Origin of the sequence: Panacagrimonas perspica, assembly GCF_004364935.1 — a bacterium.
Taxonomy (GTDB): Bacteria; Pseudomonadota; Gammaproteobacteria; order Nevskiales; family Nevskiaceae; genus Panacagrimonas; species Panacagrimonas perspica.
Genome location: NZ_SOBT01000008.1, coordinates 693072 through 709024, shown reverse-complemented (window position 1 = coordinate 709024; position 15953 = coordinate 693072). Strand labels below are relative to the sequence as shown.

At 65.0% G+C, this 15953-nt stretch carries 14 protein-coding genes; 2 read left to right on the top strand and 12 right to left on the bottom strand.

Going from position 1 to position 15953, the window contains the following annotated elements:
* Nucleotides 1-3: 3 nt before the first annotated feature.
* The 6 genes from DFR24_RS03090 to DFR24_RS03065 all read right to left on the bottom strand — a co-directional run bounded on the left by DFR24_RS03090 (nucleotide 4) and on the right by DFR24_RS03065 (nucleotide 5641).
* Entirely contained in the window at nucleotides 4-1191 is a 1188-nt protein-coding gene (locus tag DFR24_RS03090; RefSeq protein WP_133879875.1) for a hypothetical protein, read from the bottom strand.
* A complete protein-coding gene (locus DFR24_RS03085) occupies nucleotides 1191-1514 on the bottom strand; it encodes a LapA family protein (RefSeq protein WP_133879874.1) in 324 nt (107 codons plus the stop codon). The genes DFR24_RS03090 and DFR24_RS03085 overlap by 1 nt, the downstream gene beginning before the upstream one ends.
* Nucleotides 1515-1520: 6 nt before the next feature.
* Nucleotides 1521-1856, bottom strand: a complete 336-nt coding sequence (locus DFR24_RS03080; RefSeq protein WP_133879873.1) for an integration host factor subunit beta — start codon at nucleotides 1854-1856, stop codon at nucleotides 1521-1523.
* Nucleotides 1857-1988: 132 nt separating this feature from the next.
* Complete coding sequence (rpsA, locus tag DFR24_RS03075) at nucleotides 1989-3668, bottom strand: 30S ribosomal protein S1 (RefSeq protein WP_133879872.1); 1680 nt, start codon at nucleotides 3666-3668, stop codon at nucleotides 1989-1991.
* A 146-nt stretch (nucleotides 3669-3814) separates the two neighbouring features.
* The gene (gene cmk / locus DFR24_RS03070) at nucleotides 3815-4501 is read right to left on the bottom strand and encodes a (d)CMP kinase (protein WP_133879871.1); all 687 of its coding nucleotides are present in this window, start codon (nucleotides 4499-4501) and stop codon (nucleotides 3815-3817) included.
* Between the two features lie 111 nt (nucleotides 4502-4612).
* Nucleotides 4613-5641: an AraC family transcriptional regulator gene (locus tag DFR24_RS03065; RefSeq protein WP_133879870.1), complete on the bottom strand. Its 1029-nt coding sequence runs from the start codon at nucleotides 5639-5641 to the stop codon at nucleotides 4613-4615.
* 146 nt (nucleotides 5642-5787) lie between these two features.
* Between DFR24_RS03065 and DFR24_RS03060 the strand changes: the two genes are divergently transcribed.
* The gene (locus DFR24_RS03060; protein ID WP_133879869.1) at nucleotides 5788-7278 is read left to right on the top strand and encodes a flavin-containing monooxygenase; all 1491 of its coding nucleotides are present in this window, start codon (nucleotides 5788-5790) and stop codon (nucleotides 7276-7278) included.
* A 79-nt stretch (nucleotides 7279-7357) separates the two neighbouring features.
* Here DFR24_RS03060 and DFR24_RS03055 read toward each other — a convergent pair whose 3' ends face one another.
* Entirely contained in the window at nucleotides 7358-8419 is a 1062-nt protein-coding gene (locus DFR24_RS03055; RefSeq protein WP_133879868.1) for an SDR family oxidoreductase, read from the bottom strand.
* 319 nt (nucleotides 8420-8738) lie between these two features.
* On the opposite strand from DFR24_RS03055, the gene DFR24_RS03050 reads away from it, so the two are divergent.
* Nucleotides 8739-10301 (top strand): phosphoethanolamine transferase, encoded by a 1563-nt coding sequence (locus DFR24_RS03050; protein ID WP_162851004.1) that lies wholly within the window; start codon nucleotides 8739-8741, stop codon nucleotides 10299-10301.
* A 39-nt stretch (nucleotides 10302-10340) separates the two neighbouring features.
* Here the strand turns inward: DFR24_RS03050 and DFR24_RS03045 are convergent, their stop codons facing one another.
* From DFR24_RS03045 to hisC, 5 genes are all read right to left on the bottom strand, one after another.
* The gene (locus tag DFR24_RS03045; protein ID WP_133879866.1) at nucleotides 10341-11705 is read right to left on the bottom strand and encodes a GNAT family N-acetyltransferase; all 1365 of its coding nucleotides are present in this window, start codon (nucleotides 11703-11705) and stop codon (nucleotides 10341-10343) included.
* A gap of 139 nt (nucleotides 11706-11844) precedes the next feature.
* A complete protein-coding gene (gene aroA / locus DFR24_RS03040) occupies nucleotides 11845-13170 on the bottom strand; it encodes a 3-phosphoshikimate 1-carboxyvinyltransferase (protein ID WP_133879865.1) in 1326 nt (441 codons plus the stop codon).
* The gene (locus tag DFR24_RS03035; RefSeq protein WP_133879864.1) at nucleotides 13167-13922 is read right to left on the bottom strand and encodes a TerC family protein; all 756 of its coding nucleotides are present in this window, start codon (nucleotides 13920-13922) and stop codon (nucleotides 13167-13169) included. Before DFR24_RS03035 ends, aroA begins: the two co-directional genes overlap by 4 nt.
* Nucleotides 13923-13933: 11 nt before the next feature.
* Nucleotides 13934-14797, bottom strand: a complete 864-nt coding sequence (locus DFR24_RS03030; protein WP_133879863.1) for a prephenate dehydrogenase — start codon at nucleotides 14795-14797, stop codon at nucleotides 13934-13936.
* Nucleotides 14794-15942, bottom strand: a complete 1149-nt coding sequence (gene hisC / locus DFR24_RS03025; protein WP_133879862.1) for a histidinol-phosphate transaminase — start codon at nucleotides 15940-15942, stop codon at nucleotides 14794-14796. Before hisC ends, DFR24_RS03030 begins: the two co-directional genes overlap by 4 nt.
* Nucleotides 15943-15953 lie beyond the last annotated feature (11 nt).

The following is a 15953-nucleotide window of genomic DNA, read 5'->3' as shown; positions in this document are numbered from 1 at the left end:
CTGTCAGGGCAGCGGGCTGTTGCGAACCTGCAGCCGGTCTTCGAGGGGGAACACCGTTCCCCATTGCTTGCAGCTCGGGCAATGCCAGAAGAGTTGCGCGGGCTTCATGCCGCAACTCTGGCACTGGTACTTCTGCCGCTCGGAACTGAGCGTCTTGAGCGCGCTGCGCATGGCGCCGGACACGCGGCCGAGCAATTCCGGGTTCTCGGGCGTCTCGAGTCGCGTCACCTGTTCGAGCACGCTCCAGCTTGGACGGGACTCGAAGGCCTCGAGCAGGAAACCGGAGGGATCCATGCCGGTCTCGTTCAGCAGTTCGGCCCGCACCACGTCGATGATCCCGATGCGCTGGTCTTCGGGCAGGTCTTCCATCCAGTGCACGAAGTACTCGGGGCGGCCCCAGTCGCGACAGCACTCCCACAACGGACGCACGATCTCGGGCATCAGCTTGGGCTCGAGTTCAGCGACCTTCGCGTAGGCCGTGGTGGCTTCGGACCAGTCGCTGCGCGCCTGCGCCAGCCGTCCGACGACCAGATGCGCGCGGGCCGAGGTGTTGTCGGTGCTCAGGGCGCGGCGGGCCTGCACCAGGGCCTCGTCGTCGTTCTTGGCACGCCGGGCCTCTTCGGACATCTCGCACTGGTACTGCGCCGTGATGGACCGCCGCGAGTTGCCACTGGCGGCCTCCAGGCGGCGGCTGACTGCGATGGCGCCCGGCCAGTCGTGCGAGCTCTCGTGGATCGAGATCACCGCTTCCAGACAGGCCAGCAGCTTGAAGCCGCGATCGGCCAGCGACGAATAGATCTGCTCGGCGCGGTCGAAGACGCCGGCCTTGAGGTAATCCTCGGCCAGCTCGTACTCGGTGCGATTGCGTTGCGCTTGTGTCAGCGTCGTGCGCGACAGCAGCGCTTCGTGGACGCGCAGCGCGCGATCCACCTGCCCTCGCCGCCGGAACAGGCCACCCATCGTCAGGTGCAGTTCGACCGCTTCCTCGGTGAGATGCTCGGTGTTGAGCAGTGCGGCGACGGCCTGGTCCGGGTCATCGTGGACCAGCGTGCTGATGCCGGCGATCGGGCTGTGCGTGTCCGGGCCGGACTGTGGACCGGCGGATCGCGAGCCGGGCAGACGCCGCGCGAGATACCAGCCCAGCGCCACGCCCAATGGGAACAGCAGCCCGCCCAGGGTGCTATCCAGCATCAGGCCTCTTTGGCGGCCACGATGTCGCCGGGCGGTGTTTCGCGAATCGGCAGTTCACGCAGCGATTTGAGTTCGGATTCGGAGCTCTGGACCTGCTTGCGCAGACGGCGGATCTCCGTCTTCAGGCCCAGCATGCGTCCCAGGCAGATCAGGAGCGTCAGCATCACGGCCAGTACGAACTCGCCGATGACCAGGGCGATGAGCGGAAGCTTGACGGTGCCGGCGAGGTAGTCGAACTCGACTTCCTGCGCGTTGAAGTACCCGATCGAAGCGCCGAGGACGAGAAACAGGATCAGCGCGACGATGACGAAGATGCGCAGCACGCGGCCTCAGTCATCGTTGTCGGCGTCGACCGAAGTCGACACCACGATCGGATGGGTGGCCGCGCCCGCGTTGACACGCTCCCGCATTTCCTTGCCCGGCTTGAAATGCGGCACGTGCTTGGCGGGAATCGTGACCGGCTCGCCGGTCTTGGGATTGCGCCCGACGCGGCTCGGCCGGTGGTGAAGCGCGAAGCTGCCGAAGCCGCGGATCTCGACCCGATCCTGCCGGGCCAGCGCCAGGCTGATGCGATCGAGGATCTGCTTGACCGCCAGCTCGACGTCCTTCTGCATGAGATGCGTCTGGCGTGCTGCCAACCGCTCGATGAGTTCCGACTTCGTCATGTGCTCTCACCCACCCGGGAATGCCAGGGACGATAGGCCAAAAAAAAGGGCCGCGCAAGCGCGGCCCTTCGTTTTTTCTCTTTAGTTTCTAGCGGATACGCCAGCAATCTAAAGAGATGCAGCGGACGGGACTCAGTTCGAGTCGCCGCCGCCGATCTGCTGCTTGAGGATGTCGCCCAGGCTGGTACGGCCGGTCGAGGCGTTGCGGCTGTACTCGGCCACCACCTCGGCTTCTTCCTGGATCTCCTTCTCGCGGACGCTCAGCGACACGATGCGGTTCTTGCGATCCACACCGATGAAGCGGGCTTCCAGCGTGTCGCCATCCTTGAGCACCGTGCGCGCGTCTTCCAGCTTCTCGCGCGACAGGTCGTTGGCCTTGATGTAGCCCTCGACGCCGTTGCCCAGATCGATGACCGCACCACGCTGCTCGACGGTCTTGACGATGCCCTTGACGATGACGCCCTTCTGGTTCTCGGCCATGAACTGCGTGAGCGGATCCTGGGCCACCTGCTTGACGCCCAGCGAGATGCGCTCGCGGGCCGCGTCGATCGCCAGCACCACCGCGTCCACTTCCATGCCCTTCGAGTAGCGGCGCACGGCGTTGGCGCCGTCGTCGTTCCAGTCGAGGTCCGAAAGGTGCACGAGGCCGTCGATGCCGCCGTTGAGGCCGATGAAGATGCCGAAATCGGTGATCGACTTGATCTGGCCGTGCACCTTGTCGCCCTTCTGGAAGTTCTGCGCGAACTCTTCCCAGGGATTCGGCACGCACTGCTTCATGCCCAGCGAGATGCGGCGACGCTCCTCGTCGATGTCGAGGATCATCACCTCGACTTCCTGGCCAATGACGACCGCCTTGCCCGGGTTGATGTTCTTGTTGGTCCAGTCCATTTCCGACACGTGGACCAGGCCTTCCACGCCCGGCTCGATCTCGACGAACGCACCGTAGTCGGTGATGTTCGTGACCTTGCCGAACATGCGGGTCTTCTCGGGGTAGCGGCGAGCGATGTCGACCCAGGGGTCGGCGCCGAGCTGCTTGAGACCCAGCGACACGCGGCGACGCTCGCGATCGTACTTGAGGACCTTGACTTCGATTTCCGCACCCACCTGCACGACTTCGGAAGGATCCTTGATGCGCTTCCAGGTCATGTCGGTGATGTGCAGCAGGCCGTCGATGCCGCCCAGGTCGACGAACGCGCCGTACTCGACGAGGTTCTTGACCACGCCCTTGAGCACCACGCCTTCCTGCAGGTTCTGGAGGAGGCTGTCACGCTCGGCGCTGTACTCGGCTTCGAGCACTTCGCGGCGGCTGACGACGACGTTGTTGCGCAGGCGGTCGAGCTTGATGACCTTGAACTCGAGCGGCTTGCCTTCGAGGTAGGACGTGTCGCGCACGGGGCGCACGTCGACCAGCGAGCCGGGAAGGAATGCGCGGACGGTGCCGATGTCGACCGTGAAGCCGCCCTTGACCTTGCCGGTCATGATGCCGATGACGGTTTCCTTGCCCTCGAAAGCCTTGTTCAGGCGTTCCCAGGTCTTGATCCGCTCGGCCTTTTCCTTGCTGAATTTGGTTTCGCCGAAGCCGTCTTCGACGGTTTCCAGGGCGACTTCGACCTGATCGCCCACGGCGACCTTGATCTCGCCATCGACCATGAATTCGGAGAGGGGGATCACGCCTTCGGATTTGAGGCCGGCGTCGACGATGACCACGTCGGGTTTCACGGCCAGCACGATGGCGTTGACGATGGTGCCAGGCTGCATCGACTGGCCACCCTTGACGCTTGCTTCAAAAAGCTCAGCAAAACTTTCGATCATTAAGAACTCACAGGAACTGACTGCCGCGCACCGGATCGGGCAGAACGGGTAGATGTATGAGGCTGCTCCGGTGCAGCCCCCGTACCGCTTTTGAATCTTTTCTCGACCGCCAAAACGAAACTGACGCCTTCCCTTGCGGGTCGGCGTCAGCGGAGGAAGCCACGGGTCTTCAGAAGTTCGTCAATCCGTTCAAATACTTGAGCTGGATTCAATAAACTGGTGTCGATCTCGACGGCGTCGGGTGCCGGCACCAGTGGTGCCACTGCCCGAGTCCGATCGCGTTCATCACGCGCGCGGATCTCCGCTGAAAGGTCGGCGAGTCTAACCACCTGACCGCGTGCGCTCAACTGATTTGCACGCCGTTTGGCGCGTTCTTCGGCACTCGCGGTGAGGAAGATCTTGAGCCCGGCATCCGGGAACACCACGGTGCCCATGTCGCGACCATCCGCAATCAGGCCCGGCGCGACACGAAAGTCCCGCTGGCGTTGCAGAAGCGCCGCGCGCACCGCCGGAGCCGTCGCGATCTGGGAAGCGAGCCCGCCGGTGGTCTCGGAGCGGACTTCCTTCACCACGTCGGTGCCGTTGACGAGGATGCGCTCGTCCTCCTCGGTGTCGCCGTCGAAGCGTATGTCGAGCTTGGCGGCCAGCGCCGCGACCCGGTCCGTATCCGCGAGGTCAATGGATGCGGCCTGCGCGGCCAAGGCGAGGATCCGGTACAGCGCGCCACTGTCGAGTCGATGCCAGCCCAGTCGTGATGCAAGACCGCGCACGACCATACCCTTCCCCACTCCCGAGGGCCCGTCGACGGCAATCACCTGTGCGCGCTGTTCCATCCTTCCCGTTGCGACTGTCCGGCGTTGAAGGGCGCGCAGCATACGCGCCCGAACGTCGGCTGGCAGCCACTCGCGGAAGAGAACATCTGCAGCCCCAGACCCCCGGCACGATCAGCTCGTGGCGACGGCCTCGTCGCGAGCCCGCGCCGCACTGCGCCACTGCCGCGCGCTGACACCGTGCCAGCGCCGGAAACAGCGGCTGAACACGCTCAGTTCGGCGAAACCCAGCACGTCAGCGACCTGGGACAGGCTCATCCGCGATTCGCGCAGGTAGCGGCCGGCGAGATCCGCGCGCGCGGCATCGCGGATCTGCTGGAAGCTGCTGCCCTGCGCCTTGAGGTGCTCCTGCAAGGTCCGCGGCGCCATGGCGAGCGCGCGGCTCAGGTCCTCCAGCGTGCAGCGGCCGTACGGGAGCATCGCGCGCACCGCGGCATCCGCTCGCGACAACAGACCGGGATCGGCCGAGGCCTCGCCTTGGCGCAGCACGTGGCTGAGCAAGGTGCGCGTGCGCGAACCCGCAGCCCGCAGCGGCTGATCGAGCACGCGGCGCTCGATCAGGATGCCGTTCTCGGTCTGGTCGAAACTCAGATTGGCGCCGAATACGCGGCGCAGCGGCGCGCGATCGCGCGGCGCAGCGTGCCGGAAGCGCACCGAAGGCGGCTCCCAGCCCGAAGGCGCATGTCGCCGCAGTTCGGCGCACAGCACGGCCAGCGAGAATTCCGCGAGTTGCACTTCCGTGCGGTCGACGTCGCCGGCCATGCCCCAGGTCAGCAGCGCGTCGTTGCCGACGCGACGCAGTTTCACGATCGCCGCACGTGTGTACAGTTCGAAATGCGCCGCGAGGTCCTCGCCCATCTGCTGGAGCGTCTGCGCCTGGCGCAGCAGGATCCACAGCGGCCCGACCACCGCGATGCCGGTGCGTGCGGCCATGCGCAGACCGAACGTCGGACAGTCGGCCACCCGCGCGGCGCGTTCGTAGAAATCGAGGATCTGCGCCGCGGGCACCGGGATATCCGGATCAGTCAGGGCCGCCGCGTCGATGCCGATCGAGCGGGCCAGCTCCCGGGCGTCGGCTCCCCGCTCCGCGAGCAGCGGAATGGATCCGACGAGAATCGCGCTGCGAACGTAGTAGCCGGCCATGCCTGCCTCCGGGTTCCGCGCGCAGAGTCAAATATTCCGCGTGTTCGATCAAGTCGCCCCGTCCCCAGAGGCGCAGGATGCGTCATCGAGGAAGCGGGACCGCCGCTCCCTACTTCCAGCAGCGAAAACCCGAGGAGAGACGGACCATGGATCTACCCCACTACGACGTGCTGATCATCGGTGCCGGCCTTTCCGGCGTCGGCATGGCCTGCCAGCTCAGCCGCGAGTGCCCCGACAAGCGCATCACGATCCTCGAACGGCGTGAATCGCTGGGCGGCACGTGGGACCTGTTCCGCTACCCCGGCATCCGCTCGGATTCCGACATGTTCACGTTCGGCTTCGGCTTTCGTCCCTGGCGCAGCCTGAAGGTTCTCGCCGACGGTCCGTCGATCCGCCAGTACATCGGCGATACCGCACGCGAATTCGGCGTGGAGAAGAAGATCCAGTACGGACTCAAGGTGCAGCGCGCCGACTGGTCGAGCGCCCGTCGCCGCTGGACGATCACCGCGCTGCACGAAGCCAGCGGCCAGGTCCGCGAGGTCACGGCACGCTTCGTCGTCATGGGCACCGGGTACTACAACTACGACGGCGGATACCTGCCGGAATTCCCGGGTGTCGAGCAGTTCAAGGGCACGCGCATCCACCCGCAGTTCTGGCCCGAGAATCTCGACTACGCCGGCAAGCGCGTCGTCGTCATCGGCAGCGGCGCCACCGCCGTCACGCTGGTGCCGTCGATGGCCGACAAGGCCGCGCATGTGACGATGCTGCAGCGTTCGCCGTCCTACGTTTTCAGCCTGCCCAACTACGACAAGATCACCGAGGTGCTGCAGAAATTCCTGCCCGAGAAGTGGACGCACCGCCTGACGCGCCTGCGCAACATCAAGTTCTACCGCTGGAGCTACAAGGCGGCGCAGCGCTGGCCCAAGGCCATGCGCAAGCTGCTGCAGGGCGGAGTCGCCAAGCAGCTCGGGCCCGACTTCGACATGAAGCACTTCACGCCCAGCTACAACCCCTGGGACGAGCGCCTCTGCGCCGTGCCCGACGGTGACCTGTTCAAGGTCCTGCGCGCAGGCAAGGCCTCGGTCGTCACCGATCACATCGATACGTTCACGCCCGACGGCATTCGCCTGGTCTCCGGCCAGGAACTCAAAGCCGACATCATCATCACGGCGACCGGCCTGCAACTTCAGACCTTCGGCGGCATGGAAGTACGCGTCGACGGCGTCGTGCAGCGTGTCGAGGACAAGAAGATGTACAAGGCCGTGCTGCTCGAGGACCTGCCGAACATGGCGGCGATCGTCGGCTACACGAACCTGAGCTGGACGATGAAGGCGGACCTGGCCTCGGCCTACGTCTGCCGCCTGATCAAGCATCTCGACCAGAAGGGTCTCGAAGTCGCAACGCCGATCGATCGCGAGAACCTCACGCTCGACGAATCGATCTTCGGCTCGCTGCGTTCGGGCTACGTGCAGCGCGGCAAGCAGAAGATCATGCGCCAGGGCGCCAAGGCGCCGTGGGCGGTCACGCACAATCTCGAACTCGACCGTCCGATGCTGCTAGACGAGCCGATCGATGACGGCGTGCTGCAGTTCGGTGCCGACGCCGCCAAGGCGGCGCCGCTCGCCGCGGCGGCGTAGCACTCACCGTAGCCCGGGTGAAACCCGGGGGTTTTCTCGATCAACGAGCGGAACCCCGGGTTTCACCCGGGCTACGGACCTAGCGACGCTTCAGCAGCCCATCGTCGATGAGCTGCTGGAAGTGCTCCGTCAGCGTGGTTTGGATCGGCCGATACTGCAGCCCGAGTTCCCGCTTGCTGCGTGCGTTGTCCAGCTTCAGCGGCCAGCCGACATTGGTGCTGACGAACTTGCGCGAAATGCCGGCCGTCAGCGGCCCGAACAGCCAGGCCGCTGCCTTCGGGATCTCCATCTTCGGGAACGGATACTTCGGAAATTTCGGCGCCAGCATCTTCGCCATGTCGAGCAGCGAAGCCTCGCCCGCCGCGATGATGTGACGGCCGTTCGCCGCCGGGATATCGCCCGCCAGGATGTGAGCCTTCGCCACGTCGCGCACATCGACCAGACTGAACATCAGACGGGGGACGCCCGTGCGCAGCTTGCCGCTGCCCAGGTTCTGGATCGTCTCGATGCTGGTCGAGGCACTGACCTTGGTCAGCGAGGGTCCGAGCACGAAGGCGGGATTGATGCAGACCAGGTCCCAGCGCGTCTGCGCCTTGGCCATCTTCCAGGCTTCGCGCTCGGCGGCGACCTTGGAATACGAATACGGCTGGTGGTCCACGGAACTGGACGTGTTCCAGTGCTCTTCGTTGAACACGCCGCCCGGGATCTTGCGCAGATCCTGGTTGTCGCCGAACACGGCGGCAATGCTGGTGGTCAGCACGACGCGCTTGACGCTCGCGGTGCGGTTGCAGGTCTCCAGCACGTTGCGCGTGCCTTCCACGGCGGGGCGCACCAGCGCCTCGTTGGCGTCGGTAAATCCCCCGATGATGAAAGGCGAAGCCGTGTGCATCACCAGCTCGCAGCCCTGCGCCGCCGCGTCGTAGCTGCCCTGCTCGAGCAGTTCGGCCTTGAAGAATTTCAGCTTGCCACCCGACTTGGCCGCGATCGCTTCGAGATGTCCGACGCTCGATTTCTTCGAGGGATCGCGCACCGTCGCATGCACCGTGCGTCCCTCCTCGAGCAGATATCGGACGATCCAGCTCGCGATGTAGCCGCTGGCACCGGTGACGAGGACGGGGGCATTGCGATCGATGAGAGTCATGCGACCTCGGTGCAGGGGCCGTCCAGGCTGACGGCGCCACATTCTGCCATTTCGTTTCTCGAAAAATTCATGCGACGTTCACCGGTTCGACGTATTTAAAATAGGACGGCGGGCACGCGAGGGCCCACTTCCACGAACTGAAAAACGACGGACGCTTGGCTCGATGCGCCAGTCAGAAGAGACAACCGCTTCGAGCGGAACGAACACCCCGACCCGAAGCGAAGCCGCGGCACACGCGGCACTCCGGGCATGTGCGGCGGCGCTGCGCCGCCACCCCGCGGTAACCGGGACCCTGCTCGTCGCCTGCGGCTACGGCCTGATGAATCTCGGCTGGCGCGACACCGCCGAGGCCGCCCTGGTCTATTGCCTTGGGGCGCACATCCTCGGCGTGCTCGGCCGTGGCAGCCCCAGCAGCCGCTGGTTGCCGCTGACCTGGAATCTGGCCTTCGTCGTCGACCTCGGCGTGAAAGCCTTTCTGATGACGGTCTACAAGAGCCGGCCGGATGCCGCGCTGGTCATCGAAGCCATTTCGAACACCAACAGCGACGAGTCCGCCGAGTTCCTGATGAACTACTGGCGGCTGCTCGGGACCTACACGCTGCAGCTCTCGGTGCTGCTGGTGCTGTTGTTCGTCGCCACGCGGCCCGACCCAGGACACAGCAGCTCGCGCCGACGCAGCGTCGTCGTGGCAACGGCCGTTTTTGCGCTGCTCCACCTGCATCCGGGCGTGCGTCGCGCCAATCCGCTGGTGTTCTGGCCGGTGCAGGCTGCGACCGTCGAAGAATTCCGCGCCAATGTGGACACGCTGCGGACCAAGCGCGAGAACGCGCTGGCCGGTCTCGGCGACTGGATGCCCACTTACGCCGGCCCCGAGAAGCACACGGTGGGCCTGGTCATCGGCGAGAGCACCAATCGCTGGAACTGGCAGCTCTACGGCTACTCGCGCAACACCACGCCGGAACTGGTCAAGCAGGCGGATGACAAGCTCGTGGTCTTCCGCGACGTGCTGTCCGCGGCGTCGAGCACCGTGTCGTCGTTCCGCCAGATGCTGACGCCGCGGACGATCCAGGATCCGCGCAACGAAGAAGCGCTGCCCAGCGTGCTGATGCTGGCTCGCGCGGCGGGCTACAAGATCTTCTGGATCAGCAATCAGCACGATCGCTACATCAGCACGCGCTTCGCCGAGGAAGCCGATGTCCAGCACATGCTCAACAAGGGCGGCACCGTCGCCGAGCGCAACCTCGACGAACGCATCCTCCCGGAATGGAAGGCCGCGCTGGAGGATCCCGCACCGCGCAAGCTGATCATCGCGCACCTGATGGGCGCACACGCGCACTACGACCTGCGCTGCCCCGATCACCTGCGCCACTTCGAGGAAAGCGTCGACGACGTCGACCGTGATCTCGAAGCCAAGGGCCGACCGGAATGGGTGCGCGTTAAGCGCGACCAGTACGACGACGCGATGCTCTACCAGGACTGGGTCATCAGCCGGCTGCTGAGCGATTTCAAGGACGCGGTCGGATCGAGCAGCTCGGCATGGCTCTACACCTCCGATCACGCCGAGGAAGTCGGGCACACGCGTGACTTCACCGGGCACTCACCGGACGAAGCCGGCCAGGTGATCCCCTTCATGCTGTGGACGCCCGAGGCGTTTTCTCCCCAGCGCAAGGCAGAACTCGAGCGCCGGCCCTACCAGACCGACGTTCTCGACTGGACGCTGCTGGACTTGCTCAAGGTCCGCACCCGCCAGGATCGGCCGGAGAATCTGCTGCTGGCCGATACCTACCGGCCGCATGAGCGACGGCTCCACGATGGCAGCGTCTACCACCCATCCGGGACGACGCGGCTTGCGGGGACGTCGGCGGCGATCATGTCGCCTTGAGAGGTGAAGGATCGCGCCGTCGACGCAGAGAAGGTCCCTTCACTCGCGCGGCGATTCACCCAGTCTGTTTCTCCGCATCCGGCCGAGAAGGCGGCTGAGAGGGGTCGCTCCTCGACTGTATGTCTTTGCCGCACTGAACAGACGAAAGCGCCATGCGCTCCACCAGCCTCGCGAAAATTGAATACCGTTATCGCGAATGCTCACGACCGGACCCCATCGAAGCTTGGACAGATCGCGCCCCGTGGAGAGATGCACGGTCTTGATGCCTTGATCGATGCACCACCGCAAGGTTTCGACGACCACGGTCGTCATCACGCTGTACTTCGACCATTCGGGTGCATAGCCGGAAAAATACAGGAAGATCGAGTCACCCATCTTGAACCCGACGCGTGTCGCGATCACACGATCCGCGATCAGCACCTCGAAAACGCAGAGCCCTCCTCGCGCGGCCATGTACCCACCGTAGTCCAGCAGAAATGCTCGAGCCACGGTGCTGGCGAACACGTTGGCGTGGCGAACCATTCCCTTGGCCCGCGAACGCCGCTCATGGAGATCGAGGAAGCGATCAAGCGCATCCCCCGACTGCGAGGGGTCCGTGACGACACGGAAAGTGAATTCGTGCCCGTCCCGCTTCAACGAGTTGTAGCACTTGCGGATCGACTCTTTCGTGTTCCGCGAAAGAGTGAAACGAAATTCTTCCCAGCTCTGCGGCATCTTCAAATGAAACTCTTCGACGGATTCGCGCCAGACCATCGACCCCGATCGCTCGAGCACCTGCCGTCCGCCGCCCGCGCGGTTGATGCCGCACCACTGGATCCAGTCCCATTCCGAGCGACGGGACTGGAACTCCTTGTCGAGCGCCTCCAAGACGCGCGCCTGGTCCGGAACCCTGCAGATCGGACCCCGGACTTCGGTCACGTATGGATCCGACCCGAAGAACTGGAGTTCACGCACCAGATGCGGAGGACGCCCAGGACGACAAGTCCGCATCATCGGAGCGATACCGACGAGGCGATTCGCCTCGTCGCGCAGAACGACTATCCGCAGCTCGTCGCGAACGGCGGTGGAGTCGTCGCCAAAATGCTTCCACCAGAAAATATGCCACTGGACCGACCGAAACGGCGTTCGCGGTTCGATTCCTGATTCCAGGATCTCCCACTCCCGGGCCAGACCTTCAAGAGCTGCCGCCTCCGTTATCGTTTCAATGGAGAGCATGGAGCCCATGTCTTGCGGTTCGGGGCTTTCGTCTTCGACTTCGTGTGCGGCGCCAGAAAATTCCTTGAGACCTTTTGCGCGAATCGGGGAATTGGCTGAGACACGTCGTTGCTCCCGGTCGCTCGCATGACTTCGTTGCACCGCCACACCCAGCAACAGCAGGCCGGCAACGAACGCTCCAGCCAGCATCGCGCCGATCCTGGCGATCCGTTTGATGCTGCCCTGGAACCAGCTGCTGAGTCGGATGAGGGCCTCCGTGAATCTTGATCAGCCTCGCTTCAGAACGACTTTGTACAGGCACCCTCTCGGAGTGACCACCCTGTTGCCCTCAGGTGGCCCTATGCGGGGCGATCGCCAGACCCATAGCCTGCGCCTTTTCGGCAAACCGCGGAAATGAGGTGTTGACGTTGGCGACGTCCAGGATTCGGATCGGCCCGCTCGACCGAAGCGCACCCATCGCAAACGACATCGCCACGCGATGATCGCCGTGCGAGTTGATCTCGCCGCCACGGAGTTGCCCGCCGCGGATCCGCGCACCGTCGGGCGTCGCGACCGCATCGATGCCGAGCGACACCAGGCCGTCGACCATCGTCTGGATGCGATCGGACTCCTTCACTCGCAGCTCTTCGGCGCCAGAGATCAGGGTTTCCCCTTCGGCGCAGGCCGCGGCGACGAAGACGGCCGGGAACTCATCGATCGCGGACGCCACCAGTGCCGGATCCACGGCGATGCCGCGCAGGCCGCGGCCGCGCACTCGGATATCGCTGACCGGCTCGCCGCCGAACGTCCGCGGATCGAGCAATTCGATCTCGGCGCCCATCGCACGAAGGATGTCGATGACACCGGTCCGCGTCGGATTGATGCCGACGTCGCGCAGCACGATCTCCGAACCCGGCACGATCGCCGCAGCGAGCATGAAGAATGCAGCCGACGAGATGTCCGCCGGCACCGGAATCGCAGTGCCGACGAGTTGCTGCCCGCCGCGGAGCGCGGCGCGGCCGTGACTGGCTTCTAGCTGGACGCCGAATGCCTGCAGCATGCGCTCGGTGTGGTCGCGCGACGCTTCTGGTTCGGTCACCGAGGTCTCCCCCTGTGCGTACAGGCCCGCGAGCAGGATGCAGGACTTCACCTGGGCGCTGGCGACCTTGGAGGCGTGCGCGATGCCCTGAAGTCCGGCAACCGGACGGATGTGGAGCGGCGCCTTGCCGTCCTGCGAATCGATGTGCGCGCCCATGCGCGCCAGCGGATCGATGACGCGACGCATCGGGCGGCGCGACAGCGAGGCGTCGCCGACCAGCGTGGACGGAAATTTCTGCGCAGCGAGCAGGCCCGACATCAGGCGCATCGAGGTGCCCGAATTACCCAGATCCAGATCATGCGCGGGCGCGGTCAATCCATGCAGACCCACACCGTCGACACGCAGGCTCGTGTCGCTCAGGCGTTCGATCGACACGCCCATGGCCTGGAACGCCTTCATCGTGCACAGGCAATCCTCTCCGTCGAGGAAACCGGTGACATCGGTGCGGCCGGTCGCGAGCGACCCGAGCATCACCGAGCGATGCGAAATCGACTTGTCGCCCGGAACGCGCACCTGACCCGCGGGCTTGCCACCAGGTGAAACGGTCCAATCGAAGCGTTCGGAAGCGGGGGTCACGGGGTTTCGTCCTTGTTCGAGTAGCGCTGATGCAGTTGCACCGGTGCGGCACGCTTGCGCAGCTGGATATTGAGCATTTCGACGACGATCGAAAACGCCATCGCGAAATAAATGTAGCCCTTCGGCACGTCGTGATCGAAGCCGCCGGCAATCAGCACGGCGCCGATCAGGAACAGGAATGACAGCGCGAGCATCTTGATCGTCGGACGCGCCGAAACGAAGCGGCCGATGGGGCCGGCGAACAGCATCATCAACGTCACCGAAGCGATGACGGCCGCGATCATGATCTCGATCTGGTCGACCATGCCGACCGCCGTGATGATCGAATCGAGCGAGAAGACCATGTCGATAAGCATGATCTGCAGGATCACCGCGGTGAAGGTCGGCGCCACCTTCGACGACGCGTGCCCCTCGACGCCTTCGAGGAGTTCGTGGATCTCCATCGTCGCCTTCCACAGCAGGAACAGACCGCCGAGGATCAGCACGAGATCTCGGCCCGAGATGCCGTGCCCCATGATTGCGAACCAGGGCTGCGTCAGACCGATGATCCAGGTGAGCACGAACAGCAGGCCGATGCGCATCACCATCGCAGCACCCAGGCCCAGCCGCCTCGCCAGGTCGCGCTGGTGCGCCGGCAGCTTGTCCACCAGGATCGTGATGAACACGATGTTGTCGATGCCCAGGATCAGCTCGAGCATCGTCAGCGTGACGAACGCGATCCACGCGTCCGGACTGGCCAGCAATTCCATCATCGGCTTGCGGTCTATTCGATCTGCGAAAGATGACGCTCGCGAGCGGCGCGGGCGCGTTCGAAGCGGTCTCTGAGGTCGGACCAGCGTCCGCCTTTCATCATCGCCAGAAGCTCCTGCAACTCGCCGATCTGCTGCTCGAGCAGGCGCGAGACCTGGACGTGATTGGCGCGCACGATGTCGTGCCACATCTCCGGACTGGAGCTGGCGATACGCGTGAAATCGCGGAAGCCGCCACCGGCGTTCGGGAAGATCTCGTCGGCCGTGTCCATGCGTGCCAGAAGGTCGACGAAGGCATAGGCCAGCACGTGTGGCAGGTGCGACGTGGCCGCGAAGATGGCGTCGTGACGCGCCGCGTCCATCTCGACCACGCGACTGCCCACGGATTCCCAGAGCGCGCGCACGGTCTGCAACGCGGACGGATCCTGGTTCGGATGCGGCGTCAGCACGACACGGCGACCGCGAAACAGTTCGCCCTTGGATGCCGCCACCCCGCTCTTCTCGGTCCCCGCGATGGGATGGCCCGCCACGAAGCGCGGCGGCAGTTCGCCGAACACACTCAGGACGTCGGCCAGCACCGAGGACTTCGTGCTGCCCACGTCGGTGACGATCGTGTCGGCGCCCAGCGCTCCTCGCACCGAGCGCAAGGCTTCGGCCGTGTGCAGGACGGGCACCGACAACACGATCAGTTCTGCGCCGGCGGCCGCCTCGGCAGCACTCGCGGCCGCGATGTCGACCACGCCGAGTTCGATGGCACGCCGGCCCTGCTCGGGATCCGGGTCGTAGCCGACGATGACGTCGGCCTGCGCTGCCTGGCGTACGGCGCGCGCCAGCGAACCGCCGATCAGGCCCAGCCCGATGACGGCGATCCGTTTCACGACGCCTTCAGGATGTCCTTCACCGCTTCGAGGAAGCGCGTGTTCTCGCGCTCGGTACCGACCGTGACGCGCAGGTATTCCGGCAGACCGTAGGAGCCCATCGGCCGCACGATGATGCCGCGCTCCAGCAGACCCTGATGGATCGGCGTGGCGTCGCGCCCGAAACCGATCGTGACGAAGTTGGCCTGCGACGGCAGCACACTCAGCTTCATCGCGGTCAGTTCGCGTACGAGCCGCGCGCGCTCCGTCGTGTTGAGCTCCACTGACTGGCGCACGAAGTCCTGATCGTCGAGTGCAAGTTCCGCCGCCAGCAGCGCAAGGCTGTTGTTGTTGAACGGCTGGCGCACGCGATTGAGCAGGTCCGCCACCGTCGCGTGCGACAACGCGTAACCCGCGCGAAGGCCGGCGATGCCGTAGATCTTCGAGAACGTGCGCGTAACGACCAGATTCGGGAAACGGTCGAGCCAGGGGCGCGCGTCCGGGCGCAGGGCCACGTCCTGGTAGTCCCAGTAGGCCTCGTCGAGCGCAACGATCACATGCGGCGGTACCTGCTCGAGAAAGCCCAGGATGTCGGCCGGCGCCACCCAGGTCCCGGTCGGATTGTTCGGGTTAGCGACGAACACCAGGCTCACGTCCGGACGTTCGCGCAGGCAGCGCGCGAAGGCCTTCATGTCATGGCCGTAAGGCATCGTGGCGTGATCGGCCGCGTAGGCGGGCACTTTCACCGCTTCGGCGTTCTGCGCCTCGGTGGCGATCGGGTACACCGCGAAGGCGTAGTCCGAGAACATCACCGCGCGGCCCGGACCCGCATAGATGCGCGCCAGGAATTCGAGGATGTCGTTCGAGCCGTTGCCGAGCGTCACGCGTCCCGGTTCGATGCCGTGGTACTCGCCGATCTTCTTCTTCAGCCGGTAGCCGCTGCCGTCCGGGTACAGCGCGAGATTGTCCTTGGCGATGGTCGCGGCCAGCGCCTCGCGGGCGCGTGGGCTCATGCCCAGCGGATTCTCGTTGGAGGCGAGCTTGATGACGTCGGCGAGGCCTAGGCGACGCTGCAGCTCGTCGATCGGCATGCCGGGGGTGTACGCCTCCAGCCCGAGGATTCCGGGCAGGGCGTTGCGGGTCAGGGCGTTGTCTTGGTTCGGCATGGGAGACGTCT